Genomic DNA, 24,258 nt, shown 5'->3' with positions numbered 1-24,258 from the left:
ATGTCTGACAATGTAATCAATATTCCGAGAGAATCGACGATGAAAGCTCTCATGGAAATGCAGAAAATGGCTGTGGCAGGTGGTGCAAACCCTGGTGCAGCCGACCTTTGCTATAAGTACATGGTTGCACAGTGTACCAGCAAAGAGCAGGTTGACAATCTTTTCATCGAATGGTGGAAATCACAGTACGACGCAAGCAAATTCACAAAGGTAGAAATGCTGGAAAGATGGTTCGGCAGAGTCCTCGAGGACGACAGAGTGCATGGTGTCTCATTCCCACTGTTCGCAACCAGCTCTACAGCCATCGGAGAATTAACGGACGACAGCGTTGGCTTGAAATGCGTTCCATCTACTGCAAAGACGCAGGGGCAGGATGACTTTGCACATCTTCCTCAGTTTTGGTGCCTGGAAGTATCTGCAGAGAAGAAAACAGACGGAAGCCACGAGATTTTCTATGTTGAGCATATCGATGATATTAAAGACGTTCGCTCCGGCGAACATCTTTGCTGGGTATTACAGAAAAATACCTACACGAAAGAGTGGGACGAGGACGGATACCGTTACTTAAAAATGAAATGCCACCAGTCAACCGGTTACGAATTATGGCCGGAAGGAAGAGATCGCACCGGTAGAGTTTATGCGTATGCAGCGAGACCTAAGTATTACGCAGGAATCGGCGCAAGTGGAAAAATCACCTGCGGAACCGGCTTAGCTCCGGTAAACTGGACTTCTCATACTGCAGGTGTTACCAAATGGAGAGACAGAGGAACACAGTATAGTGGAGCGAGCGGAAAGACGATCAAGTTCCTTGACCGTATGATGCGTCTTAAATATGCAAGAAAAGGCAACTCCGGAACAATCGAAGGCTGCTCTAGTTATAACTACCAGTACACGGCTGCATATTCTGAGGAAGGCGTTGAAAGAGTCCTTTTGACACCCGAGCAGGCGGCAAATTTATTTGTTGGAAGCAGTGTTCAGATCGGCATTCAGAGTGGCACAGATAGAAATACTGCGAGCAACTATTCCGTCTGCAGAAACAAGCTCATTACTGCAATCAAGGACGTTGAAATCGGCGGTACCACATACTCTGCAGTTTATGTGGATAACGGTGGTACCACATTCGACACAACAGCCGGAAGCACATATTTAAGCACCGATCCTTACTGGTCCGGTTGGAATGATGATGTACTTGGAACTGACGGAAGCAAGTACAATTACACCAACGGAAAAGAGCCGGGTATGCTGCAGAAAATCGAGTTTATGAACGGCTCATATTTAATCATTAGCGATGAATTATGGCAGTGGAGCACCGATGAAAACGGAGACTATAACTTTGACTGCTTTGTTTGCGAAGATCAGTCCAAAGTAAGCGGAACAGCAATTACCGAGGACTACAAAAAGCTGACAGCCTTAACGATGGTCATTCCGAAAGGTACAACAGGAAAGTGGACTTACATCGAAGATACCGCCATTTCAGATGTTGAGTGGCCTCTTGGTATCGACGCAAGCGGTAGCGGCGTCGGCTGTAAGGCTGGCTTCTACTGCTATCCCGCCGCGTCCGGGGTCCGCGCCGGTTGGTGCTGGGGCGCCTTGCGCGACGGTGGCGTTGCGGGTCTCGCGTGCCGTCCCTCGGACAATTCCGTCGGCGGTGCGTACTGGTGCGGCTCTGTCGGTTCACCTGGACTGGCTGGGTAAAGCAGGGTGAATTGCCTGTAAGGCAAGAGGGGCGGCAGGCCCCACTAAGATATTAACTGTTGCAAGAGTTAATAAAATGGGTTGTATGGTGTGACAGAGGCTGGCTTCAACTGCAATCCCGCCGCGTCCGGGGTCCGCGCCGGTTGGTGCTGGGGCAACTTGAACAACGGTGGCAATGCGGGTCTCGCGTGCCGTAACTCGAACAATTCCGTCGGCGATGCGAACTGGAACGGCTCTGTCGGTTCAACTGGTTAGAGAGTATATCATTCATTGCACCATACAGCACACGCTTATGTGCGAAAATTATTTGAAACCAGCGGCGGCTAGTAGCGAAAGCGAACGTCGCCGGTAATAACCAGATGATATACACGAAAGGAAAGCAATTATGAAAACATACTGCAAACCTGCGAAGGTAGATGTGGAAAACACAGAATTTAATATACCTGCAGTTCGCAAGGCATTTGATGGGAAGTACAAAAGAAGAGATTTTCAGAGATTGCTTCTGAACACAGGCCTGGTGACCGAACAGGAACTTGCGCAAGAGTTCCTTGACGGTACAAAGCAAAAAATATACACAGCTACGGATGCAATAGCAGAAGAATTAACACAGCGCATCAGAAACAGAGATTTGAAATTGCGCCCAATTCGCCAGTTCCAGCGAGAAGATGGATTGACTCACAAGCTCAGAAATATATGCCAGGAATATCCGGATCAGCAGATAATGGAATACATAGCGGTTTACTCATTAGAGGAATTGTTCCATGCGAAGTTACTGCCGATTCAATACGGAAGCATTCCAGGAAGAGGGCAGCTGGCAGGCAAACGGAAAATCGAAAGGATTTTAAGGCGTAAGTTTACCGGAAGGCTGGATGTGGTCAAGTGTGATATTCACAAGGCATATCCGTCCGTAACGGTAGAGTGTGTTATGAACTTGCTAAAAAGAGATATTGGCAAGAATAAAGTTTTAATTTGGTACCTGGGTGCTCTTATGGAAAATTACCCAGGAGAGCATCTTTGTATAGGCGGGTATCTTCCGTCGTGGCTCTTTAACTATGTTATGAGCTATGTTTTGAGATACCTGTTGAGCCTGAGTCAGTCAAGAAGAGGGGTACAGACCAAAATGGTAAAAGCTATCGTTTGCTATGCAGACGATTTTACAGTTTATGGCTACTTCTCACAGCTGACGAAAGCGCTCAAAAAAGCTACGAGATGGAGTAAATCAACGCTGGGATTGGACGTAAAGCCGGCCTGGCAGATATACCACATTTCATCATTCGAGGAAGAGAAAGAATTTCACAGAATGAGACAAGGCGGAAGTCATAAAAGGACGCAGGGCGTAGATATGATGGGGTTCGTTGTACGAAGAACGTACACCATTATAAGAAGCAGGGTGTTTAAGCGTATCCGGAGACAGTTTTTGAGAGCTGCCGTCGATTTGGAACGCTTAGGATATATCCCATGGTGGCGAGCCTGCAGAATTATGGCGTACAAAGGGTGGACAAAGTACAGCAACAGCCAGGGTTGCTCCATTAAGTACAATATGCAGAATTTATTTAAGATTGCCGCACAAAGCGTATCACGCTACGGCAGAAAGGAGTATGTCAAGTATGAACAAAGAATGTTACTCATTGCAGCCGCCTAAGATCGAGGTGTTTCCTATTCATGGCGGTACGGACATCATTCTGAGAAAGAACATCAAGAAAACCACCAAGGAGCCTATGGAAGAGGGTGGAGATTCAACCATCGTTTATGAATGCGACGAGGTGCAGCTCAGACACAAGGGCACAGTTACCAAAACAGAGGTGAACAACAACTTCGAGTACTGGTGGACCATCGGAGAAGGCGGTACCGAGGAAGATGCCGCTGACAAAGAGGCAGAAGCAGCCGGTGAGCCTACCATCATCGAGCGTTTGGAGGCCGTGGAGTCTGCAATTATTGAGTTAGCGGAGGTGATTGTAAATGGCTAAATTTTACTACACACAGATTAAGCTCGGAAACATGACTATCGACGAAGTGCCGACCAGGTGGAGAGCATCCGTTGATAAAATGTTAAAGGCAGAGTAAGGCGAAGGGCAGGTATGTATGCAGCATAAAAGAATCCCATATGCCGAGTTTTACGACTATGACAGATTGGAAAAAGCGGCACACGACCTGCACTGGGAAGAGACAGAGGAAAACGAAATCCTTCTAATCAATCTGCATAATCAGTTGGTATGGCATCTGTACCGGTTCGATAAGGACCCGCGCGCGGATGCCATTCTTTATGCAGTAATAGAGGCCATTTTGGGTGAAAAGGCGGCAGATATTACGGACGTGCCGTGGGAATTACGGTGCGTTTGGGAAGGAGGTAAAAGAGCCAATGTCTTTGAATGAAATTCTCGCAAGTGGTGGAGCGCTACTGCTGTTCTTGACACTGGTGCAGATTACGCCCATCAAGGTAAATCCGTGGTCTGCAGTTGGAAAGATTATCGGAAACGGTATGAGAGCCATCGGAAAGTCGATGAATAAGGACGTTATGGATAAGTTGGAATCAGTGCAGAAAGAGTTAAAAGACCTGGGAGAAAAGCACAACAAGCTCGAAAGGCGTATGGATAAAGATGATGCGGACGAATGCCGCACAAGAATCCTGCGATTTGCCGACGAGTTGAGAAGGGATGTCAAACATTCCGAGGAGTTCTTCAATCAGATTTTGGATGATGTTTCGGACTACGAGCGTTATTGCGCAGAGCATCCGGAATATAAGAACAGCAAAGCGGTAAATGCCATTGCCGAGATAGACAAAGTTTATCAGAAGTGCATGGAAAAAAATTCATTTTTATAACAGGAGGTAAAGAAACATGAAGAAAATTGATTGGGTTAGAAAACTTACAAGCAGAAAGTTATGGACTGCGGTAGCGTCATTCGTATCTATGATGATCCTGGCTACTGGCGGCACAGACAACACGGCAACACAGGTTACAGCACTCATTATGGCGGGAGCGTCCGTAGTGGCGTACATCATCGGTGAAGGTTTGACTGACTCAGCCAACATCGGCTCCAACAGTGAGGATGAGGAGTAATCTGAGAACATATCGTAAGCACAGGGCGGTCGAAAGACTGCCCTATTTTTGTTAGGAGGAAGAACCATGAGTTTAGTAGTTGGAAGCGCGAGAATTGACGAGAACGGTCACATTTCCGGAGGAAAACCGGGAGATCAGACTGGAAACGAGGTATCAACCCAGGCGTATTACGTCCATTCAAAAGGCTGGTACTGTCTGAGACCGAAGAGCATCACGGTAGCAAACGCCATCGCAGAAGCTATGCTGCAGGGATGCAGAAACAACAATATCGGATATTGCCAGGGACATAGAAGCAATGTGATCGAACAGCTGAGAAGAGTCGGAAAGCTCTCTAAAATTTCTGTAAAGACAGAGGCAGACTGCAGTTCACTTGTGAGAGCGTGCTGCATCCAAGCTGGCTTTGATCCAGGAAATTTCAATACGGCTTCTGAGGCATCGGCATTGAAGGCAACCGGACAGTTTATGGAAGCGATTGCGGTAACTTCCAAGACGGAATTGTTCAACGGTGATGTACTCGTCACAAAGACCAAAGGACATACGGTAGTTGTTGTTTCCGGAAACCCGAGACACGGAAATACTTATTATCCTAAGTATGAAGGAACATCGGGGTCTATTATTACGGCGCTTGCTGCAGTGGGCGAAAAAGACACATCGAAGGCGCACCGGGCCAAGATTGCAGCCGCAAATGGCATTACAAACTACGCATATACCGCAGCGCAGAACACCAAGATGGTTAATCTTCTCAAAAAAGGAAAGTTAATCAAAGCATAAGTTCTGAAAAAGGTATCACATCGGGGTGGCTGAAAAGCTGCCCCTTATTTTGATTTAAGGAGGAATTTTCTATGGAAAAACTTTTTGGTATTGATATTTCACACTGGCAGGGAGATATGAGCATTGAGCAGGCCAGGAATGAAAGAGGAGTGAAATTTGCTATTATCAAGGCTGCAGGTGCAGACGATGGCAAGTATAAGGACAGCAAGTTTGAAAATTACTATGCACAGTGTAAGGCTATCGGACTTCCGGTAGGTGCATACTATTACGGCAATGCAAAGTCTGTTGCGGAGGCAGAGCAGGAGGCAGACCATTTCCTGTCAGTTATTGCAGGTAAGCAGTTTGAATATCCTATCTACTACGACGTAGAAGGTAAGATGCTGAACAACAGCAGAGATGTCCTTACGAATATTGTGATTGCGTTCTGTGACAGATGCGAGAAGGCTGGATATTTTGTCGGAGTATATACATCTGATTCACATTTCCAGGCGCACGTAGACGATGATCGCCTGCAGAGGTTCACTCATTGGGTGGCGAGATATTCTTCAAATGAGCCAGTAACAGGTCACGATATTTGGCAGTACGGAGGAGAGTATAACTACATTGCCGATAAGACGATCTGCGGAAGAACTGTGGATCAAGATTTTTGCTATCGTGATTTTGAGACAGAAATCAAGAAGGCAGGTCTCAATGGATTCTCTGCCAGCACAGGAGATGAAGCCAAGGAGCCGGAGATTTCAGAGCCGGAAGGCAGCACACTCGACCTACTTTACAGAACGATGAAGGACGAGTTCGGCGGGGGCGACGCAAGAAAGGCAGCTCTCGGTAGCAGATACAATGAAGTGCAGGATGTAATCAATCACATCGACAAAGCATCCGTGCAGGAACTTGTAGATGAGGTGTGGGCCGGTAAGTATGGTGACGATGAAGTGAGAAGGACTGTTCTTGGCAGTAGATGGCAGGAGGTCCAGGACGTAATCAACGCCGGAAACAAAAAGTATTACACCATTAAGAGCGGAGATACGCTTTCCGGTATTGCGGCGAAGTATGAAACTACGGTCAATGTGATTGCTCAACTCAATGGCATTGAGAATCCGAACCTTATTATCGCAGGAGACACCATCAGAGTAAAATAACAGGAGGAAACGGTGGCATTATGAAAAACTATATCGGCGTGAAAATTGTAAAAGCTGAGCCGAAGGAGAAGAACGGAGTACCTGGGTACGCCGTGAAATATCCGGATGGTTATGTATCATGGAGTCCGAAGGAAACCTTTGAAAAGGCATACCGGGAACTGGACTGCCAGGATTTCATCAACTCAGCAGAGTAAGTAAGAGAGCCTATGATCCGCAGGGGTTGTAGGCTCTTTTTTTATTGCAGAAAAGCGGAACAAGACCGCAGGTAAAATCAATATACAAAATAACCAAAATAAGACCGGGTATTTTGACGAAAAGTTCCCGAGACACGATAGGCGATTTTAGTACCTATCCTATGCCTAAAGACTAAAAGCCAGTATTGAACCGTGTACGAAGTCATAGTTCTATATGTTTTCAGAGGTGTAATTATCCACATTATCCACACGCATTTGTGGATAAAATACGCTTTTGAGAGTACGCAAATGAGCATATATTATTCTATCTCTAATATCTATTATCTAATCTCTAATATCTAGTAAAGAATCCTTGTAGAAACCATAGAAGAAATCATGTAAGAAATCTTACAACACACCAAGCAACCATGCGGGTTTGCAACCCTCGCAAATGAAAATGCAGAGCAATACACTAGTTGGTGTCGATGATCCGGAAATTGCAGAAGTTGTCGCAAGTGCGAAAATTATTTGGCAAAAACTCGGAAAATAGAAGTATATCTATTGACAAATACGCAACTGCGAGTTATAATATAACCATAATCAAACAAAACAATTTGATTAAATCCTAAGGAAGGAGGAATTACCAGTTGGGTAAGAAAGGTAGGAAGAAAGACTTTTCTACAAAGGAAAAGGAACTACTTGAAATCGAAAACCTTAAATTACAGAAGAGAGAAAAGCAGGCCAGCATAATCTCCACCATAGTAATCATGATTGTGTCAGTGATTACGGCAATTCTGAAATGGTTAGGTTTGATTGATTAAGTAGTTCCCTTAACGGTCGGGAGGCAGCAACACCGCCTCTCAACTGTTAAGTCTATCATAAAGGAGGCTGATTTGGCAATGAAGAAATTAAGACAGTTCCTGCAGTCGGTATTGTTCATCAACTTTATGGTCGGCATATACGACGGTATGAGAGCGAAGAATTTGGTAGCAATTTTGATAAATGGAGTAGTGGTACTGGCATTGACCGCCGGAGAAAAGGAAGAGAGGTAAACGATATGAAGTGGGACGTAAAACATGATAGAGCAAAGAAGGTATTAAATCATTTCCTGGATAATGCAGGATATTGGACCGAGACAGAGAGCTTGACAGAAGGACTTACCGAGGACGAAATCCAGGAAGTAAGCACAGAGGTAGCGACGATGATTCAGAGCATTACAAAGAGATACAAGCTGGATGTTGTGCTTCCTGCAGAGCCGGTAGTCAAGGAAGAACCGGCGGCCGAAGAGAAGGCTGAGGAGCAGGTGGCCGAGGAACCTACAGAAGAGGTCAAGGAAGAAAAGCCGGTCGAAAAGCCGAAGAGACGTGGCAGAAAGCCGAAGAAAGAGGAGGTTGCGTAGGATGGCATACGAGAGAAAGACAATCGACACCTGGGAGTTGCAGCTGAATTACGGGTACGGCTGGGAGTACACATTGACAGAGTTCACAAGAGAAGAGGCAAGGGCGAGACTGAAAGAGTACAGAGAGAATCAGCCTCAGTACCCAGCAAGACTTGTTAAGAAGAGAGTAAGAAAGGAGGAGGTTGCATGAGTTCAACGGCAAAGCTGACGGCAGAGCAGATTGAGAACCTGGCAAAGGAAATCAGAGAGTTTCTGCTGGAGCATGGGTTATGGCAGGATGTAGACATCTATTTCAACGGAAAGCGGTTCACACAGCATGATCCGGTAACCGGAAAGTATTACTACAACGACAGAGAGCATCTGATCGAGGAAGAGAACCAGGACCCAAGAACGTATTTCGAGTACGTGAATCCGGACCACATTCTCAGCATGAGCTTTGAAGGTCCGGTATGCGAGATGTTGTATTACGGCATCCTTCCTTCGGTGAGAAGAGAATTTGACAAGATATTCGAGAGATACGGTCTGTACTATGAGTTCGGGCATCACTGGAATTTCAGTTGCTATTACATCTGAGAAAGGAGAAGGCACAATGAATATTGGCGTGGAAGTATTAAAGGAAAGCGTAATCAGAGTGCAGTCACAGTTAAATGACTGGATGGATTGCGTGTTTGTTGTAAGCAAAGATGATGAAGAGAAGGCGAGAGAGGTATTGGAGAAAGCCTGGGACAGTTTTTGGGAAGATGGAGACGGCTGGTGCTACGGCAATTACCTAGAAGATAAGCTGGTAAATGCCGGTATTGCATTCGATGCGTACTACGCAGATGCGGAGGAATGAGGACATGGAAGAATACAAGGACATATCGAGAGGCTTGAAAATGCTTCTCGACAAGGCAGAAGAAATGGGGTGGAACTGGGAAGCCTACATTGAGCCGGGCAGTAGAAGAACCTATGTTGAAATCGGGCAGTCGTCACCTGCGGGCGAAGATTTCTCAATGGTGATTGATTTCGATGAAGAGAACCAGGCAGATAGTTTCAAGGACAGCCTGGAAGCCTACTACGAAGATTTCGACATCGACGAGCATATTGAAATGTGGATAGAAGCCAAGAGAAGCGGAACGAGTGGAGTTCCTTCCACAAGGGAGCTTGTAAAGGATGCAGAAGCCATTGACGGTATGATATCGGAACTGTCGCAGGCCTTGCAGAAAGTAAACATCCCGGTGCTGGTTGGCAGTTACACGCCGCCGGATGAAAATGGAGAAGGCGAGAAGATCGTCCGTGAGTTCTACGGACAGGGACATATCTTCAAAGATGAAGATGCGTTTTACCACAGACCGGATGATCCGTGCTATATCCCGGAATTATCCGATACGGTGTACATGAGAAACAGCATCCTGCAGGAGTGTAACCAGCAGGACGATTTGGCAGAGAAATGGGGAGCTGGACACCTGCAAAGAATGCGGGAAGATGTTTAACTGCTACGGAGTAACGAAGTGTCCGTACTGCGGAGCAGATTATGAAGGAGGCGATGAATAATGGGCTACACCTGGTTAGGAATGCAAAAGCTGACCTGGGAAGAAGTTCTGCAGAGACACGAGAAGGGCGAACTGGCCGGATGTTTCAGACTGTACGATGACAACAGCGAGGCCATGATCGACAGAGGCTATGACTTTGCAGGCGACATCCTGGCACACCACAAGAAAGGCGGTGAGTTCGGAGAAGATATTGGCACAGTAGACCTGGAACTGGCAGACGGAAAGAAAATAACAGCACCGGCGGTCGTGGATGTATCGGCACTCGGATGTATGGATGAGCTGGAATATGAGTTGTGGCACGTGATCGAGGACTACATGGTTCAGTTCGGTATCAGAACGCAGGACGACGAACCGGACTGGGCGACAGTTAAGGCGGTGCAGGAAAGCATTTTAACAGCGTTTACAGACGCAGGTGTGAATTTTAAGTTTGGATATGAAGAAAGAGTTGCGCAAGCAATAAAACAAGCGAGAAAGGACGGAGAGAAGGTATGAGAAGCGCAAAAGAAATTACGGAGTCATTGGAAATCGCAAAGGGATTATGCGAAGGAAAAACAAACGAGAGCTGGAATGCTAGAAAAGCCGGCAGAGTTATGGCAGAACTGATCGCACATTTTAAGAAAAAAGAGATAGAGGAGCAGTACGACAGGGTTCAGATTATTGCGACGGTTGTTATATCTAAAGAGGACATAGACGACATCATGGTGTCAGCACTGGAAGGTGGAATTACTTACTGGGTTGATAAAGTAGAACCAAGGTGTGGGATAGAGTTTGATTTTGCAAGCGATGTTATCTCAAAAGGCGGTTCAATCCTCATTCACGATAACGAGGAAGATGCGACGTATGAATTGACAAAGGCGAAACTCCTGCAGGGAATTAGAATGTATGCAGAACAGCCTAAGAACAATGATATTTTCGAGGTGATCGATCGTGAATTACATATTGACTGCGGTATGGTAGATGCGGAGGTTGCGGACGCAATCATTCAGTACGCTTTGTTTGGAGAAATAATTTACGGTTAGGAGGCGAGACTATGGCAGCATTAGTGGTATTTGCGTTCTTGGTAATCGTTGGAGTTAGAAACAGAAAGTAGGTGTAAGCGGTGGGTAAAGGAATAGTGACAGACTATCCGGAAATCTGTTTCATCTGCGGCAGACCGTCGGAAGCTGAGCATCATTTGGTGTTCGGTACCGCCGGTAGAGAGCTGAGCGAGAAGGACGGATTGAAAGTGCCGGTATGTAACAACTGTCACAATATGGGAGAAATCCTAATGAGAATACACGGAAACCCGATGGCGGAAAGAATGTCAAAGATTATCGGACAGCTGGCCTGGGAAAAAGAATACGCCCTGCAGAAGGCAGACGAATTTGCACGAATAATCGATGCGGATCGGGAAGAAGGCGAAGTAAAGCAGATTATTCATAAGGGCGGCAGGGAGACCTTCCGAAAGAGGTACGGCTGCTCGTATTTGTAGAAAGGAGCGGATCAGATGTTAGGCGGAGGACCATACGAAGCGACCACCTGCCCAGAATGCGGCAGTACGATGTGGAACGGTAGGTGCGAAAATCCGGATTGCAAGTATCACTGGCACCCGGAAGAAGAGGAGGATACAGAATGAATACAGAATTAGTAAGAGCAGTGTTTGACTGTGGAATAGATGATTTGAGACTATTAGATGATGCGGAATGCGATATGTATGCAGTGATAGGTAGAATGCGAGAAGAAAGCATAGAACTGACAATGAACAACATCATCCGGCAGGTGTTTGAAGAAGGCAGATATATTCTTACCAAGGCGAGAGAGGAAAAGATAGCCAGCTTGCCAGCAGAGCCGATGACAGAGGCGGACTTTGAGCTAAGAAGAAACTTGGGAAGGCTGAACCCGGAACAGGATTTCAGTTTTTGGATAAATCTGCAGGACACCAATTTTAGGGGCAAGTCTGAATTGAAGGAGTTATATGAATCAATGTTCGCAGAAGAGTTGGAGCAGTGCGAAAATCTGACCGGATATCCGATTGAATGGTAGGTGATGATATGACATATAGAGAAAATGCGGCGGTGCTGGAAACGTACCTGCATAATATCCGGAACATTGAAGAGGCGCCACCTGGTCCTATGGAACTGGAAGCACTGGATGCGGCAATAGAGGTTATGAAAGCTGCAGTTGAAAATGTGGAGTACGGAGCATTTGCCTGGGACAAGCAGAGAGGTATGTTTGTTCAGATAGGCAGGCCAGTACCAGTAAAGCAGTTGTGTTTGAACCGGTACCAGGAAAGAGTAAGAAACGGAGAGATACCGAGCTGGATCGATCCGGAGAAGTTCAAGATTTTGGAGAGAACGGTCGTAGAGATTGCAAGCGACTGGAAGGAGGCAAGGGATGAATAAAACGGTAAATTTATTTGTATTAGCTGGATGCTGGGAATGCCCGGACGATATTGGAGTAACTGTGGTTGCGATTTCCAGTGACGAGAAACAGCTGATTGATAGACTGGATCAGATAGCAGACACCCAGGCAAAGGAGTATGTGAGCATTGAAGGTAGCATTCTGATGGAAGAGCATACAGACACTAGGTACGAAATCAGCGGAGGTATCAGCGGCAACGCAAGGTTCTACATCACGGAAGAGCCTGCAGTAATCAACGAGGCACTTATGGGCGAGATCAGCAGAGCAATGAGTGAAAGCGACAGAACTGAGGATGTAAAGAATTATCTGCAAGGACTGTATGAAAGCGAAAACCTGGACGAAGAAAAGTACGAGGAACTGGTAGACAGCGAAGAGTTCCTGCAGAAGGCAGTCGAATTATTCGATAAGATGGAGGACTGCAACACGCCGTTCAATACAACGATGGAGTTGGCGGTAGACGAAGCAAGGAAGGAGATGGCAATATGAAGAATACATTAGGAGACTTGAATAACCACCTGTTCGCTCAGCTGGAAAAGCTGGGAGACGATGATCTGACAGGAGAAGAGCTGGAAAGCGAGTTAAAGAGAACCGACGCTATATGCGACATCAGCGAGCAGATCATCAAAAATGGAGAGTTGCAGTACAAAGCAATGAAGCACATGGACGAGTATGGGTACGAAAGACAGAAAGCAGTTCCGGAAATGCTCGAAGTTCATGCGGGGGGGGGCGAACCATAAATGAGAGGCTGGCCCGAAGAAGTGATCGCCTGGCTGCGTGAGAATGTTCCGGGCAGAACCACGAAACAGGTTACAGAGCTGATAAATCAACAGGGGTTCGATAAGAAGTACGAAATGGTGTTTTCCGATGCAGTGATAAAGAATGCGAAGAACCGGTACGGCATAAAGAGCGGAACTAACGGCGGGTTTCCGAAGGGGTACTCTTCCAAATATCCGGAAGGAATGGAAAGTTACATTCGGAGCATTGCGACAGGGAGAAAGACGAAGGAGATAGCAGAACTGGTGTCAGCACATTTTGGAATAGAGTTCAGCGAGAAGCAGTGCAAGGCATACAAGAAGAACCACGACATCATCAGCGGCGTTGACTGCAGGTTTGAAAAAGGACACGTTCCAGCCAACAAGGGAAAGCCAATGAGCCAAGAGCAATACGAGAAGTGCAGGGCGACGATGTTTAAGAAAGGCGATGTCCCGGCAAACCACATGGAAGTAGGCGAGTACACACATACGACAGACGGCTATCTTATCCGGAAGGTTAAAGAAACCGGTCCACAACGGGAGAGGTTCGAGTTTGTTCATAGGGCGGTATGGGAAGAACATAACGGACCAGTTCCCGAAGGTAAGATGGTATCGTTCCTGGACGGAAACAAGGACAACTGCAATATAGAGAACCTGGTACTGATAGACAATGAAGAAAACCTGGAAATGAACAGAAGTCGGTTAAGGTTCGCTGATCCGGAAAGAACAAAGACCGGCGTGCTGGTTGCAAAGGCAAGAGTAACAGTCAGACAGAAGAAAAGGAGAAAATAGATGGAGATTAAAGCGGCGAATGCAGAGGAGACGATCCGCTGCATCCTGGACGAAGAGAAAATGACCCAGCAGGATTTAGCGGACAGAATGGGGATTACGAGACAGAACATCAGCCAATCTCTCAACCGAAACGCTAAGAGCATGAGATACGATAGCTTCTCAAAGATGGTAACAGCTCTAGGTTACGAGATTGTTGTAAAAAAACTTTAATAAAATACGCAAATTAGAAGTAAACCTATTGACAAATACGCAGTTGCGAAGTATAATATATACATAATCAAACAACAAATAAAACACACGGAGGTAGTGGTTATGTATAACAGAGAAGATTATAGAGAAGCACTGGAAGAAAGAGAGAAATGCGACCTGTATTCAGATGAATGGAGATTTTGCCAGGCAAAAGTTCAGAGCATTGCAACAGCTATGGTAGCTGCAGGAAATAACTGGATGGTGGGTGAAATCATCGACGAGCTTTACAGTCTGAGTGACTGCGGTTGCGAACTTACCGACGAGGCAGTTCGATTTGACCTTTGGATTCTTGAAAGCAACGGCCTCGAAGAGAAGGCTGAGGAAATGAAAAAAATGTTCTAGGTAAAATTTTTTACCTGTACAACTCGCAAATGAGTGTTTCACGTGAAACACAGTTCGCAAATTTGAAAGGAGCGTATTTGTATGAAGGAAGTATTGAAGAAGTTAAGAGATTTAGAGGCTGAAATGGAAGAAGCCGAGAACCAGTCAGAGTATTGGATGGAAGAAGAACACCTGGATATGGAAAAGTCAAACAGCTACGAGGCTGAGGCAGACAGATTGTACCAGGAAGTGTATAAGATGCACAACCAGGTGGCAGATTTCATCGTAAGCCTCACTTCCGGTCAGATTGACAAAGTGACAGCAATGTTGATGATGCGTCAGAGAAGATCAGACGTAGAGAGAATTTTAGAGATGGCGTAGGAGGACAACAGATATGATGAAATCAGAGTTTATCGAGAGAACAGGGTTTGAGCCGACTGAGGCAGAATACAGAGAAATTGAAGCAGAGTACATGGGATGCGACATCGACAAAGACGAGTTCTGCAAGACATGGAAAAAGCAAGGTGGCATTCAGAGACTGATGAGACTCCGTGCGAGAAGAATCGAGGAACTCGAGGCAGAGCTTGCAAAAGAGAAGAATGACTACGACAGAATGGATGCTCAGTATTGCACCAAGATTAATGAACTTAAAAAGCAGATTTCAGATGATGGACTGGCTCTTAATAGCATGAATGCTCAGATGGGATTGATGAGAAATAAGGCTGCAGGAGAAATTGAGGAATTACTCAAGAGAGCGACCGAGGCAGAAAGAAAACTGGCAATCCTCAAAGAGGCATTCGATATCATCACAGGAAAGGAGACGAAGTAATATGGCATTATTAGAGGTTAGGACAGAGTGGGCGGTGTATAAAGATTGCTTCCTGCAGGTGGCAAGATACCAGGCAGATAACAGCAGAGCAATCGAGATATGGAACAACGAGGAAGGACCTATCGCAAGAATCACGGTATACATTGCAGGAAGCGGACTTGCAGAGGACGAGACAGTGATCGACACGAATAATTGCCCTTGGGCGATGGAGCTTATCAAGCAACATGGTTTCGGGCAGGCTACCGGCAGAATGGTAAGAAGCGGTTACTGCACATATCCGGTAGTAAAGCTGGACATTGAGAAAATCGGTGAGTATTTGGAGGTGGCGTAATGGAAAGAGTGTATTTCAGCATCAATGAGGCCGGAGCAAAAACGGCAAACGATATGATGTCATTCAGCGAGTATAAGACCGGGAGCAAGACTGCTGGTTACAAGGCACAGGTCGATAAGGCATACGAGCTGGCAGAGAAGGTAATCGAGGCAAGACCGACCGAAGAAGAAAGAGTGTCGAAGCTCTGCGAGAGATATTCAAGACGACTGGCTCAGAACATCAACAAGGATATTCAGATCGGCATGATGTGTCCGTCGGTAATGATTTCCGGAGCAGGAAACTTCCCGGTCAAAAAGAAGGAAAAGCAGGTAGCGGCATGGGATAAGAACCATGAGGACTATAAAGAGGTTGAGGCAATCCTTGGAAAGATTGAGGCAATTTTTTATGGCAAGGACGTTATCAAGTCTGATGATGAGAACGCAATCGAGAAGCTGCAGGATAAGGTTGACGGATTGAGAGAGGACCAGGAGAGAATGAAGCAGGCCAACAAAGCAATCCGTATGAAGGACAAAGAAAAAGGCGATGCAACGCTGCATGACATGGGATATACAGACGAACAGATCGCCCAGCTGAGAGAACCGGACTTCTGCGGAAGAATCGGTTTTCCGGACTATATGCTGGCGAACAACAACGCCAATATCCGAAGATTGGAAGGAAGAATCAAGAGCCTGCAGAAAACGAAGTCCCAGGGAACACAGGAGAGCGAGAATAAGTTTTTCAAGGTCAAGGAGAATGTGGAGGCTATGAGAATCCAGCTGTTCTTTGAAGGAAAGCCGGAACCGGAGGTAAGAGATATTCTGAAAAGCAATGGGTTCAGATGGGCACCGTCGGTAGGTGCATGGCAGAGACAGCTCAACAATAATGGAAAATATGCGGTAGAGAGAGTTATCAGAGAGCTGGAAGAAATGGAGGCGGCAGAGTGAACATGAAGTTAGAACCGAGAAAGGCTACAGATCGAGGTGGCTGGTTGTGCATGCCACTGGTAATAAACGGACCGGAGGGAAAACCTGGTTGGAAAAAGGTACGTTGCCCGGAATGCGGGACACTCTGCTGGCAGAGACCGGAGGACGCAGGAGTTGTTAAGGCATCACACCTTGACGGTGCGGTATGTACTAAGTGCGCATTAAGAAAGGCGGGTGATGTAGTGTGACATTACGAGAGGCAAGCAAAGGAGTAGTTAAATCCGGAGGAGGAACCTATAACATTGGCTTCAACGGTGGAGACGAGACGCAGTTTGACGCTCAGAACCTCAAAGAATTGCAGGAGTGCTGGTCGGAGTTCTGTAAGGATGAAAAAATCAGTCCTGGATGCGTTGATTACGTGGAAAGGGTGAGTTAGTGGAAATTCTGACAAGAGCCATAGCAAATGAATACAGAGACAGAGCGTTGCTCCTGCCGTCTAACGGACTGCAGGACATTGAAGAAAGAAGAAAGTTGCGGGAAGAACTGCAGGCCAGGTGCAATCTAACAGAGCTGCAGGCGGTGAATATCATAAATGGCTTTCATATCCCGGACTATGTGAGAATCGCAGAAGTGAGAGCAGCAAAGGAGGCAGAAGAACATGAGAATTGAGAAAGAAGGATTTGTGTTACACCTGGAAGGAACATGGTGCGAAATCTCAAATAAGTACGCTGTTTTGGAAAGCGGAGATGTAGCAGTAAATGAAGAGGACATTCCTGCAGGGTTTGCAGAAAAGAAACTGGATCGCTATATCGAAACGCACAAGATCAGAGGATATGGAAAGGTTGACGGATGCGTAAAGAGAGTTGCGTGCGACGAAAGAACGAAGGAGTACATTCAGTTGCAGGCAGTAAAGCTGGACGATGATACATATATGGTGCAGGAGTTTGACAACGAGCTGGTATTTATGGGCGAGTTATGGAGCGGATGCAAATATCCGGACGAAGTGATTGACTGGATGAAGAGTAACTATGAGATTGAAAGTTGTCTGACCGCAGAGGTGTACCGTAGCAGTTTGGGAGATTGCACGAATAACGGCATATCTTCCTACGCACGAGAGCTGTATATCCTGGATACACAGAAAGGTCCTTTTGAACCGGACGACATCAGACAGTGCGTGTATATCGAAAAGCGTGAGGTTATGGGCCAGGAGTACGTTGACTGTAAGCCTGCATACTGCCGGAAACGTTGGTATATGGCAGGCGGCAATATTCTTTACACATCGGACAGCAGATTCAAACAGATTACCGGGATCAGCTACCCGATTGCTATTCACGACAGATACGAAGGGAGGTAGGAGATATGGTAATTGTCGGGTACTACGCACATGGCAATAAGCACTATGTAGCTTTCAAGGACGAGACAGATGCGAAGGACAGATTTATGATTACGGACGGATTCCACGACAGACCGGTTACGGAAAGAAACCAGGGAAAGTATGAAGGGTACGTGAAAATCGACAAAACAGAGTGCAATATCAAGAAGATTATCGGCCGTATTCGAGGCACAAGACCATGGCATCCGCTTCTGAGATTGCTGCAGAAGGAAGTAGGGTAAATTTTTTTACCATAAAAGCTCGCAAATGTGAGCGTTGGAAAATATAAAATTCGCAATATGCGGTATTGGCTAAGAGATTAAGGAGGACAGGCAATGGAAGTTAAAGGAATCGTAACTATTGGATTGGAGCATATCCACCCACACCCGGACAATCCGAGAAAAGATCTCGGAGATTTGACAGAGCTGGCAGAGTCCATTAAGAAGAATGGAATTATGCAGAATTTGACGGTAATTCCGAAAGAAGGAGAACCGGGAGAATACATCACAATCATCGGTCACAGACGAAGTGCGGCGGCTAAGCTGGCAGGCGTTACAGAGGCACCCTGCAGGGTTGTAGAAGGCATGACAGACAAAGAGCAGATGTCAACGATGCTGGAAGAAAATATGCAGCGTAATGATCTGACGATTTGGGAACAGGCCCAGGGATTTCAGATGATGCTTGACTTGGGAGAAACAGAGGACACAATCGCTGAAAAGACCGGCTTTAGTAAGAAAACAATCAGACACCGCTTGAATATCGCAAAACTGGATTCCAAGACGCTGATGGAGAAAGAGAGACAGGACGGCTACCAGCTGTCGCTTACGGATTTGTACGAGCTGGAAAAGATCAAGGACGTAAAGACCAGGGACAAGATTTTGAAGGATTCCACAGATTCGAGAGATTTGGCAAGAAGAGCAATCAACGCTCAGAAGGAGCAGAAACGCCAGGAAAACATGAAGTTGTACGTGGCAATGATGAAGAAACTGGGATTAAAGAAAGCTCCGAAGGAAGCGGACAGTGAGTTTTACACGGATAAGTGGGAACGCATGAAGGACTACAGCCTCGACAAGGAGCCGCCTAAGACAATGAAGTTCGAGGACGATGGCGAGCCGATGTTCTACCTGGAAAGATATGGAACATTGTACGTGATCCGTAAGAAAAAGAAGGAAAAGAAGGTGCTTACGCCGGAAGAGGAAGCCAAAAAGCAGAATATGCGGAATAAGAAACAGATCAAGGCAATTCTGAAAGAAGCGGCCAATACGAGGAAGGCGTTCATTGAAGGTATTTTATCCGGAAGAATAAAAAAAGTCACAGACGAAAAGCAGGTTGAAGCGGACCTTTTCGAGCAGATGATGGATTGGGAGACATTCACAGGTCATAACAAGCTGATTGAGTTCTTTGTGGGATGCGAGGTTTACAATGCGCCGGAAGAAGAAAAAGAAGCAGCACGTAAGAAAATGCAGGGACTCAGCGTACTGCAGAAACTTCTCTGCCTGGTATCCGCAATGGTCGCTGACGCAGATTTGGTTGAGTGGAATTACACATACAACACGGTCAAAGGTGAGAAGGTGAAGGCGTTCTACGGAATACTGGAACAGTACGGCTTCCAGTTTCCTAACGACGAAGAGAAGGGCGTGGTCGAAGGAACCAGCGATTTATATGTAAAGAAAGAAGGTGCAAAGTAGCATGAAGAGAGGACAGATTTACTACGTCAGAAGCAATTACAGAGAAGAGGGAAGCGAGCAGCGGGGGGGGCGCCCAGCAGTTATAGTATCAAACGATAAGAACAATGCGAACAGCAACACGGTCGAAGTGGTATATATGACGACCAAACCAAAGACTGACCTTCCGACTCATGTATATATTGAGTCAGCACTTAGACCATCAACACTCTTGTGCGAGCAGATTTCCACGGTTTCGGAGGAAAGAATTGGAGAGTGGATTGGAGAGCTGACAGAAAGTGAAGTGCAGGATTTGGACATTGCCCTGGCGGTTTCGTTAGGAATGAAGTGTGGGCCAGGGCAGTTAGATACGGACACATTAGAACATTTGAATAATCTGCAGGCGGAACTCGACAGAACCAAAGCCGAGCTGAGGGAAGCAAAGAGTGGTCCGGACTATAAGCTGTTATACGACCAGCTGATCGAGAAAATGCTCAGCAGATAGAAAGGAGACACGAGATGTACCTACTGGAAGAAGATTTGAAATTTCCAAAGGACAGTTTCAAAAGCATGAAGTACCAGCCGTATGAGATGAAGCCGTCATTCTCTATGGTAAGAGTATATCAGTGGTGGAATTATTGGTACGGAGAGGTTTACATATCATTCAGCGGCGGACTGGATAGTACAGTCTTGGCGTACATAGTGTGCCAAGCGTACAGAAAGTATAAATTGACCGGTAAAATTCCCTTGGTGTTTGCGGACACCGGGACGGAATTTCCGGAAATCAGAGAGTTTGTTAAGACATATACGAAATGGCTCAAAGAGCAGTTCCCGGAACTCGATATTGAGTTGGTAGTGATCCGGCCGAAGCATAGTTTTAAGTGGGTATGTGAAAACAAAGGATTTCCGATTACAAGCAAAGATACAGCAGGAAAGATTAGGAAACTGAGACATGGAAAGCTTAGCGAGAAATACAGAAACTACTTGCTCAACGGAGATAAGAGAGGAAAATTCGGAATGCTGGCGAAGAAGTGGCAGTATTTGACGGACACGGAACGGATGCCTGCAGACATTTCGGAGTATTGCTGCGAGGCACTAAAAAAAGAACCGTTCAAGAGGTATGTCAAGGAGACAGGCAGACAGCCATTTATCGGCATAACACAGGACGAGAGTTTCAGAAGAGAGAACCAGTACAACCACACGGGATGCAATGTGTACGACGGTCACACAATAAAGAGCCAACCTATGGGATTTTGGCCGAAGAATGAGGTTATCCAGTATGCGGTAGAGCAGCGCATTCCGATCTGCAGCGTGTATGGAACGCCATACCAGGACAAGAAAGGCAACTGGTACTTTACAGGAGAACAGAGAACCGGATGTTGCGTGTGTGGCTTCGGGTGTCACCTAGAGCCTGTGCCGAATAGATTGCAGCGGTTGAGAACATCTGATAACGATAAGCACAGGAGAATGTGCGAGGGCTGCCTGCAGATAAAAAATCACGGCATGACATATGAGCAGGCGTTGAATTACGCAGGAATACCAACAGAGGAGGTGCAGGAAGATGAATAGCAGACCGGAAATCACGGCGATGTTGTCGCTCTCAATCCAGCGGCACATCTGCCCGGACAATGATCCGAGAATTTACTGGGCCAGGGAAGTGACTTTCGACTACGCCACCATGAATGCAGTGCGGGTGGATTTTATGAAATTCAAGCCGGTAAACAATACAGTGTCCGGCATAGAGAAGGGAGACTTCTATTGCTATGAGGTTAAGTCCTCAGTAGAGGATTTTCACTCGAAGAACGGTCACAACTTCCTGGGAGACTACAATTACTATGTGATGCCGGAGGAAGTGTACGAGCAGATCAAGAAAGAAATTCCATACCAGATAGGCGTGTATGTTCCGGATAGAATGAACTACCGGGGTGAGTGGTACGACCTCAAAGCAATCAAGAAGGCAAAGAGGAAAGATAGAAGCAGGCCAGTATCAGAAATGCTGTTGATGATGTTCCGGTCTGCAGCAAGAGACAGAACAACAGGAAAATAAGGAGAGCGTATATGGATAAATATTTAAGCATAATAACAAACTTTGGGTGCCATGGAAGGTGCCCGTATTGCATAGTCCGAGAGAATGGAATCAAAGTTCCTAAATCCACGATAGGCGGCCTGGATAAACTAGAAGATGCAATTAAAATGACCGGAGCGAATATTGTGTCTATCTCCGGCGGCGGAGATCCGCTCTATCGGTACAGTGACAATCCGCTTGTACCGATGTATCTCGGTATGGTTATGGGTATCTGCATTAAAGCCGGTATTCCAATGGAAATGCACACGAGCTATACAGAGTCGGAGTTCCCGTACCATTTCTGCAAAAGAGTTGTGTATCATCTGCAATCCGTTGAAGATTTGGAGAATGTAGTGAGACGCGGAGCGGAAATAGTTAGGGTCGTGTTTGTAGCAACAGAGAAACTTTCAAGAGAAGAGATTAACAGAATTTCGGATTTTGTTCGTTGCTCAGATCAGATAGATGAACTCAGCTTCCGACAAATGGTAAACGATAGATACGAGACAGAATATTACAACGACGATTTTTTGAAAGCAGGGCACAACAAGGGACTGTGGCACTATATCAGACAGAAAGACTACAATATCTACTATGCAGAGAATAGGATTTATACGAAGTTTTCGGAGATTGAAGCCGACATCCAAGAGGAGAGGTGAAAAGGTATGCTGATATTGCCGATCAAGAAGAAGTGGTTTGATATGATCGCTTCCGGAGAAAAGAAAGAAGAGTACAGAGAAATCAAGCCGTACTACGACAGCAGATTTATGAACGCTTTCGGCTTTATCCTGGTTGGAGGGCAGATGATATATGGAGATGCGGCACCGGAAGAAATCCGGAAGCCATGGCCGGTGCCGATAGTATTTAGAAATGGTTATTCCAAAGAATCTCCGGAAATCATCTGTAAATGCACATTGCATTTTGGAAAAGGCAAGCCGGAATGGGGAGCTGAGCCAGGAAAGTTATACTACGTGTTAAAAATACAGGAAATTGAGAAAGGAGTAGGACAATGAATAAAGTAATTTTGATGGGGCGTCTCGCACGCGATCCGGAAGTCAGATATACACAGGGAGAGCAGGCTATGGCAGTAGCGAGATACACCCTGGCGGTTGACAGAAGAGGGAAAAACCAGGAAAACTCAGCAGATTTCATCCAGTGCGTTGCGTTCGGCAAGGCGGGAGAGTTTGCTGAGAGATACCTGCATAAAGGAACAAAGATTGTGCTGACCGGCAGAATACAGACCGGAAGCTACACGAATAAAGAAGGCCAGCGTATATATACGACAGACGTTGTGGCAGAGGACCAGGAATTTGCCGAGAGCAAAAACGCCGAGAGCGGCGGTACATATAGCAACCAGCCTGCACCGGCACCACAGTCGGGGAATGATGGATTTATGCCTGCAGGAGACGACAGCGAGCTACCGTTTGTATAGGAGGGCGAAGGATGAAACAGTACACATTGAACAGAAAAACATACAAGGATGTTAAGAGAATGGATCATCAGCAGATGGATGCATTCTGCAAGAATTTATACAAGGCAGGCCATGCGGACGGTATGAAAGATGCGGAAGGTTTGACCGAGAATGAAGTGAGAGAAGTTATCCTGGGCGTGAAGGGCATCGGGCCAAAGAAGGCAGAGGATATTGTGAATGCTCTGACTGCAGCACAGAAAGAAAGGAGTTAGTTGACAAATGGATAAGAGTAAAGTATATTTGGAAGTACCGGAGTTCACTGGTGAAAATGTACCTGTGGCAGTAGCGGCAAGAGTAATGAAAAAGGATCAGCAGTTTATACGCCAGGGAATTATCCTTGGGTTTCTGAAATTCGGAGTTGCTTTTAAGAAAGAAGGGAGCAGCCAGTACGATTACTACATTTCCCCGATGAAGTTTTGGGAAGAGACAGGTTTCGTGTATGCCGGAGAGGAATGCTAAATAAGCCGTGAGGAGTGCTGAATAGGTATAAAAATTGATGAATAGGAAACATACAGGCAACAAAAATGCCAGTGGATGCGATAAATACGTGCATTACTGTTTCTGTTCAGCAGGCTGCTGATGAGGGCAAATTCTAAATAGAAAGCTTGATTTTATAGGCTTTTTGGAGAGTCTTTGGAGAAATCCGAAGGCTCTCTTATTTTTTATGTCTACCAAGTTTACGTGTTAATCCTAAGCCAAAGTCTACGAGAAGTCTACAGAATTTTTGTAGAACATAAAATTTTGGATTGACATATTTTCACATGACAGGTAATATAATATTAAAGACAGGCAACTTGAGTGTCTGCCAAGCGGTAAAGTAAGGTGTTGTGCCAGAGAGCAGTGCCTTATGAGCTTTATAAGGGTTTAACATTTACCACAATCTGGCTAGAGGTTAATCCTCGAAAGAAAATGTTAGAAGGGCTCTGCTTTTGCAGAGCCTTTCTTAATCTAAAGAAGTAGTGGAGAACTGTAATGAGAAATGTTATAGATTGTATAAATGCCTTTATTCCGCTATTATCGACAGAATATGAGCTTGTGTTGGGCAGAAAAGGTGTTGCAGTTACATTAAGAATCTTATTTGACAAAAAAGATTGTTTTCATCTTATGGGACTGCAATATCTTGTTGATAGACCTGAATTGAGTAGAGACAGAGGCAAAGTATTTGATGAAATAGCAGATGGAACAATTGCAATTTAGAAAATAGAATCATCTGATTTTTATAAAAAGATAGAGCAAAGAATACATTTTTTGCCATTACTTGAACAAATGATAGATAGTAATGATACAGTGTTTAAATACAATAAAAAGGCAAATATGTATTCAATGATTGAGGCTGATTACCTTATGG

The 24,258-nt window shown here is 45.8% G+C and carries 46 protein-coding genes; all 46 read left to right on the top strand.

Annotated features, from left to right (window positions below; all coding sequences use genetic code 11):
* The 46 genes from EUBREC_RS09410 to EUBREC_RS18465 all read left to right on the top strand — a co-directional run bounded on the left by EUBREC_RS09410 (window position 1) and on the right by EUBREC_RS18465 (window position 24,107).
* Entirely contained in the window at window positions 1-1,695 is a 1,695-nt protein-coding gene (locus EUBREC_RS09410; RefSeq protein WP_012742923.1) for a hypothetical protein, read from the top strand.
* 385 nt (window positions 1,696-2,080) lie between these two features.
* On the top strand, window positions 2,081-3,337 hold the full coding sequence (locus EUBREC_RS09405) for an RNA-dependent RNA polymerase family protein (RefSeq protein WP_012742922.1): 1,257 nt from the start codon (window positions 2,081-2,083) through the stop codon (window positions 3,335-3,337).
* Window positions 3,303-3,662, top strand: a complete 360-nt coding sequence (locus tag EUBREC_RS09400; RefSeq protein ID WP_012742921.1) for a hypothetical protein — start codon at window positions 3,303-3,305, stop codon at window positions 3,660-3,662. Before EUBREC_RS09405 ends, EUBREC_RS09400 begins: the two co-directional genes overlap by 35 nt.
* A complete protein-coding gene (locus EUBREC_RS18005) occupies window positions 3,655-3,759 on the top strand; it encodes a CD1375 family protein (protein WP_281952380.1) in 105 nt (34 codons plus the stop codon). Before EUBREC_RS09400 ends, EUBREC_RS18005 begins: the two co-directional genes overlap by 8 nt.
* A gap of 18 nt (window positions 3,760-3,777) precedes the next feature.
* Window positions 3,778-4,068: a hypothetical protein gene (locus EUBREC_RS09395; protein WP_012742920.1), complete on the top strand. Its 291-nt coding sequence runs from the start codon at window positions 3,778-3,780 to the stop codon at window positions 4,066-4,068.
* The gene (locus EUBREC_RS09390; protein WP_012742919.1) at window positions 4,055-4,516 is read left to right on the top strand and encodes an OTU domain-containing protein; all 462 of its coding nucleotides are present in this window, start codon (window positions 4,055-4,057) and stop codon (window positions 4,514-4,516) included. Before EUBREC_RS09395 ends, EUBREC_RS09390 begins: the two co-directional genes overlap by 14 nt.
* A gap of 16 nt (window positions 4,517-4,532) precedes the next feature.
* Window positions 4,533-4,754 (top strand): hypothetical protein, encoded by a 222-nt coding sequence (locus EUBREC_RS09385; protein WP_012742918.1) that lies wholly within the window; start codon window positions 4,533-4,535, stop codon window positions 4,752-4,754.
* Between the two features lie 66 nt (window positions 4,755-4,820).
* Window positions 4,821-5,525, top strand: coding sequence for an endolysin-like domain-containing protein (locus tag EUBREC_RS09380; RefSeq protein ID WP_012742917.1), 705 nt, complete (start codon window positions 4,821-4,823; stop codon window positions 5,523-5,525).
* A gap of 71 nt (window positions 5,526-5,596) precedes the next feature.
* Window positions 5,597-6,661, top strand: a complete 1,065-nt coding sequence (locus EUBREC_RS16640; protein WP_012742916.1) for a GH25 family lysozyme — start codon at window positions 5,597-5,599, stop codon at window positions 6,659-6,661.
* A 20-nt stretch (window positions 6,662-6,681) separates the two neighbouring features.
* Window positions 6,682-6,855 carry a hypothetical protein gene (locus tag EUBREC_RS17730; RefSeq protein WP_012742915.1) on the top strand — a complete coding sequence of 58 codons (174 nt, stop codon included), beginning with the start codon at window positions 6,682-6,684 and terminating at the stop codon, window positions 6,853-6,855.
* 626 nt (window positions 6,856-7,481) lie between these two features.
* Window positions 7,482-7,655 carry a hypothetical protein gene (locus EUBREC_RS17725; RefSeq protein ID WP_012742914.1) on the top strand — a complete coding sequence of 58 codons (174 nt, stop codon included), beginning with the start codon at window positions 7,482-7,484 and terminating at the stop codon, window positions 7,653-7,655.
* 78 nt (window positions 7,656-7,733) lie between these two features.
* Entirely contained in the window at window positions 7,734-7,886 is a 153-nt protein-coding gene (locus EUBREC_RS17720) for a hypothetical protein (RefSeq protein ID WP_012742913.1), read from the top strand.
* A gap of 5 nt (window positions 7,887-7,891) precedes the next feature.
* Window positions 7,892-8,233, top strand: coding sequence for a hypothetical protein (locus EUBREC_RS18000; protein ID WP_012742912.1), 342 nt, complete (start codon window positions 7,892-7,894; stop codon window positions 8,231-8,233).
* Between the two features lies 1 nt (window position 8,234).
* Entirely contained in the window at window positions 8,235-8,423 is a 189-nt protein-coding gene (locus tag EUBREC_RS09360; protein WP_012742911.1) for a hypothetical protein, read from the top strand.
* A complete protein-coding gene (locus EUBREC_RS09355; protein ID WP_012742910.1) occupies window positions 8,420-8,806 on the top strand; it encodes a hypothetical protein in 387 nt (128 codons plus the stop codon). The genes EUBREC_RS09360 and EUBREC_RS09355 overlap by 4 nt, the downstream gene beginning before the upstream one ends.
* A 16-nt stretch (window positions 8,807-8,822) precedes the next feature.
* Window positions 8,823-9,068, top strand: a complete 246-nt coding sequence (locus EUBREC_RS09350; protein ID WP_012742909.1) for a hypothetical protein — start codon at window positions 8,823-8,825, stop codon at window positions 9,066-9,068.
* Window positions 9,069-9,072: 4 nt separating this feature from the next.
* Window positions 9,073-9,705 (top strand): hypothetical protein, encoded by a 633-nt coding sequence (locus tag EUBREC_RS16635; protein ID WP_049757233.1) that lies wholly within the window; start codon window positions 9,073-9,075, stop codon window positions 9,703-9,705.
* 60 nt (window positions 9,706-9,765) lie between these two features.
* Window positions 9,766-10,257, top strand: coding sequence for a hypothetical protein (locus EUBREC_RS09340; protein WP_012742907.1), 492 nt, complete (start codon window positions 9,766-9,768; stop codon window positions 10,255-10,257).
* Entirely contained in the window at window positions 10,254-10,784 is a 531-nt protein-coding gene (locus EUBREC_RS09335; protein ID WP_012742906.1) for a hypothetical protein, read from the top strand. Before EUBREC_RS09340 ends, EUBREC_RS09335 begins: the two co-directional genes overlap by 4 nt.
* An 80-nt stretch (window positions 10,785-10,864) precedes the next feature.
* The gene (locus tag EUBREC_RS09330) at window positions 10,865-11,236 is read left to right on the top strand and encodes a hypothetical protein (RefSeq protein WP_012742905.1); all 372 of its coding nucleotides are present in this window, start codon (window positions 10,865-10,867) and stop codon (window positions 11,234-11,236) included.
* Window positions 11,237-11,251: 15 nt separating this feature from the next.
* Window positions 11,252-11,380: a hypothetical protein gene (locus EUBREC_RS17995; RefSeq protein WP_306718461.1), complete on the top strand. Its 129-nt coding sequence runs from the start codon at window positions 11,252-11,254 to the stop codon at window positions 11,378-11,380.
* Window positions 11,377-11,787, top strand: a complete 411-nt coding sequence (locus tag EUBREC_RS09325; protein WP_012742904.1) for a hypothetical protein — start codon at window positions 11,377-11,379, stop codon at window positions 11,785-11,787. Before EUBREC_RS17995 ends, EUBREC_RS09325 begins: the two co-directional genes overlap by 4 nt.
* Window positions 11,788-11,876: 89 nt before the next feature.
* A complete protein-coding gene (locus EUBREC_RS09320) occupies window positions 11,877-12,146 on the top strand; it encodes a hypothetical protein (RefSeq protein ID WP_148207800.1) in 270 nt (89 codons plus the stop codon).
* Entirely contained in the window at window positions 12,139-12,651 is a 513-nt protein-coding gene (locus tag EUBREC_RS09315; protein ID WP_012742902.1) for a hypothetical protein, read from the top strand. The genes EUBREC_RS09320 and EUBREC_RS09315 overlap by 8 nt, the downstream gene beginning before the upstream one ends.
* On the top strand, window positions 12,648-12,902 hold the full coding sequence (locus EUBREC_RS09310) for a hypothetical protein (RefSeq protein WP_012742901.1): 255 nt from the start codon (window positions 12,648-12,650) through the stop codon (window positions 12,900-12,902). Before EUBREC_RS09315 ends, EUBREC_RS09310 begins: the two co-directional genes overlap by 4 nt.
* Window positions 12,903-13,709: an HNH endonuclease signature motif containing protein gene (locus EUBREC_RS09305; RefSeq protein ID WP_012742900.1), complete on the top strand. Its 807-nt coding sequence runs from the start codon at window positions 12,903-12,905 to the stop codon at window positions 13,707-13,709.
* Complete coding sequence (locus tag EUBREC_RS09300) at window positions 13,710-13,919, top strand: helix-turn-helix domain-containing protein (RefSeq protein WP_012742899.1); 210 nt, start codon at window positions 13,710-13,712, stop codon at window positions 13,917-13,919.
* A gap of 102 nt (window positions 13,920-14,021) precedes the next feature.
* On the top strand, window positions 14,022-14,300 hold the full coding sequence (locus EUBREC_RS09295) for a hypothetical protein (protein ID WP_012742898.1): 279 nt from the start codon (window positions 14,022-14,024) through the stop codon (window positions 14,298-14,300).
* A gap of 81 nt (window positions 14,301-14,381) precedes the next feature.
* On the top strand, window positions 14,382-14,660 hold the full coding sequence (locus EUBREC_RS09290; protein ID WP_012742897.1) for a hypothetical protein: 279 nt from the start codon (window positions 14,382-14,384) through the stop codon (window positions 14,658-14,660).
* 13 nt (window positions 14,661-14,673) lie between these two features.
* A complete protein-coding gene (locus tag EUBREC_RS09285; protein ID WP_012742896.1) occupies window positions 14,674-15,108 on the top strand; it encodes a hypothetical protein in 435 nt (144 codons plus the stop codon).
* 1 nt (window position 15,109) lies between these two features.
* Window positions 15,110-15,439 (top strand): DUF4313 domain-containing protein, encoded by a 330-nt coding sequence (locus EUBREC_RS09280; RefSeq protein WP_012742895.1) that lies wholly within the window; start codon window positions 15,110-15,112, stop codon window positions 15,437-15,439.
* A complete protein-coding gene (locus tag EUBREC_RS09275) occupies window positions 15,439-16,362 on the top strand; it encodes a hypothetical protein (RefSeq protein WP_012742894.1) in 924 nt (307 codons plus the stop codon). The genes EUBREC_RS09280 and EUBREC_RS09275 overlap by 1 nt, the downstream gene beginning before the upstream one ends.
* 2 nt (window positions 16,363-16,364) lie before the next feature.
* Entirely contained in the window at window positions 16,365-16,589 is a 225-nt protein-coding gene (locus EUBREC_RS09270; protein ID WP_012742893.1) for a hypothetical protein, read from the top strand.
* 187 nt (window positions 16,590-16,776) lie between these two features.
* The gene (locus EUBREC_RS09260) at window positions 16,777-17,010 is read left to right on the top strand and encodes a hypothetical protein (protein WP_012742891.1); all 234 of its coding nucleotides are present in this window, start codon (window positions 16,777-16,779) and stop codon (window positions 17,008-17,010) included.
* Complete coding sequence (locus EUBREC_RS09255; RefSeq protein ID WP_012742890.1) at window positions 17,000-17,695, top strand: hypothetical protein; 696 nt, start codon at window positions 17,000-17,002, stop codon at window positions 17,693-17,695. Before EUBREC_RS09260 ends, EUBREC_RS09255 begins: the two co-directional genes overlap by 11 nt.
* Before the next feature lie 5 nt (window positions 17,696-17,700).
* A complete protein-coding gene (locus tag EUBREC_RS09250) occupies window positions 17,701-17,955 on the top strand; it encodes a hypothetical protein (protein ID WP_012742889.1) in 255 nt (84 codons plus the stop codon).
* Window positions 17,956-18,048: 93 nt separating this feature from the next.
* Window positions 18,049-19,401 (top strand): ParB/RepB/Spo0J family partition protein, encoded by a 1,353-nt coding sequence (locus EUBREC_RS17005; RefSeq protein ID WP_012742888.1) that lies wholly within the window; start codon window positions 18,049-18,051, stop codon window positions 19,399-19,401.
* Window position 19,402: 1 nt separating this feature from the next.
* Window positions 19,403-19,882: a type II toxin-antitoxin system PemK/MazF family toxin gene (locus EUBREC_RS09240; RefSeq protein WP_012742887.1), complete on the top strand. Its 480-nt coding sequence runs from the start codon at window positions 19,403-19,405 to the stop codon at window positions 19,880-19,882.
* 14 nt (window positions 19,883-19,896) lie between these two features.
* The gene (locus EUBREC_RS09235) at window positions 19,897-20,946 is read left to right on the top strand and encodes a phosphoadenosine phosphosulfate reductase family protein (protein ID WP_012742886.1); all 1,050 of its coding nucleotides are present in this window, start codon (window positions 19,897-19,899) and stop codon (window positions 20,944-20,946) included.
* A complete protein-coding gene (locus tag EUBREC_RS09230; RefSeq protein ID WP_012742885.1) occupies window positions 20,939-21,424 on the top strand; it encodes a hypothetical protein in 486 nt (161 codons plus the stop codon). Before EUBREC_RS09235 ends, EUBREC_RS09230 begins: the two co-directional genes overlap by 8 nt.
* Window positions 21,425-21,435: 11 nt before the next feature.
* On the top strand, window positions 21,436-22,098 hold the full coding sequence (locus tag EUBREC_RS09225; protein WP_012742884.1) for a radical SAM protein: 663 nt from the start codon (window positions 21,436-21,438) through the stop codon (window positions 22,096-22,098).
* 6 nt (window positions 22,099-22,104) lie between these two features.
* Complete coding sequence (locus tag EUBREC_RS09220; RefSeq protein WP_012742883.1) at window positions 22,105-22,452, top strand: hypothetical protein; 348 nt, start codon at window positions 22,105-22,107, stop codon at window positions 22,450-22,452.
* On the top strand, window positions 22,449-22,871 hold the full coding sequence (locus EUBREC_RS09215) for a single-stranded DNA-binding protein (RefSeq protein ID WP_012742882.1): 423 nt from the start codon (window positions 22,449-22,451) through the stop codon (window positions 22,869-22,871). The genes EUBREC_RS09220 and EUBREC_RS09215 overlap by 4 nt, the downstream gene beginning before the upstream one ends.
* An 11-nt stretch (window positions 22,872-22,882) precedes the next feature.
* The gene (locus EUBREC_RS09210; RefSeq protein ID WP_012742881.1) at window positions 22,883-23,122 is read left to right on the top strand and encodes a hypothetical protein; all 240 of its coding nucleotides are present in this window, start codon (window positions 22,883-22,885) and stop codon (window positions 23,120-23,122) included.
* A gap of 7 nt (window positions 23,123-23,129) precedes the next feature.
* Window positions 23,130-23,369, top strand: coding sequence for a hypothetical protein (locus EUBREC_RS09205; RefSeq protein ID WP_012742880.1), 240 nt, complete (start codon window positions 23,130-23,132; stop codon window positions 23,367-23,369).
* Between the two features lie 513 nt (window positions 23,370-23,882).
* Window positions 23,883-24,107: a PBECR4 domain-containing protein gene (locus EUBREC_RS18465; protein WP_012742878.1), complete on the top strand. Its 225-nt coding sequence runs from the start codon at window positions 23,883-23,885 to the stop codon at window positions 24,105-24,107.
* The last annotated feature ends 151 nt before the right edge of the window (window positions 24,108-24,258 follow it).

The sequence above is a fragment of the Agathobacter rectalis ATCC 33656 genome, assembly GCF_000020605.1.
GTDB classification, from domain to species: domain Bacteria; phylum Bacillota; class Clostridia; order Lachnospirales; family Lachnospiraceae; genus Roseburia; species Roseburia rectalis.
This window is presented reverse-complemented; position numbering and strand designations above follow the sequence as displayed.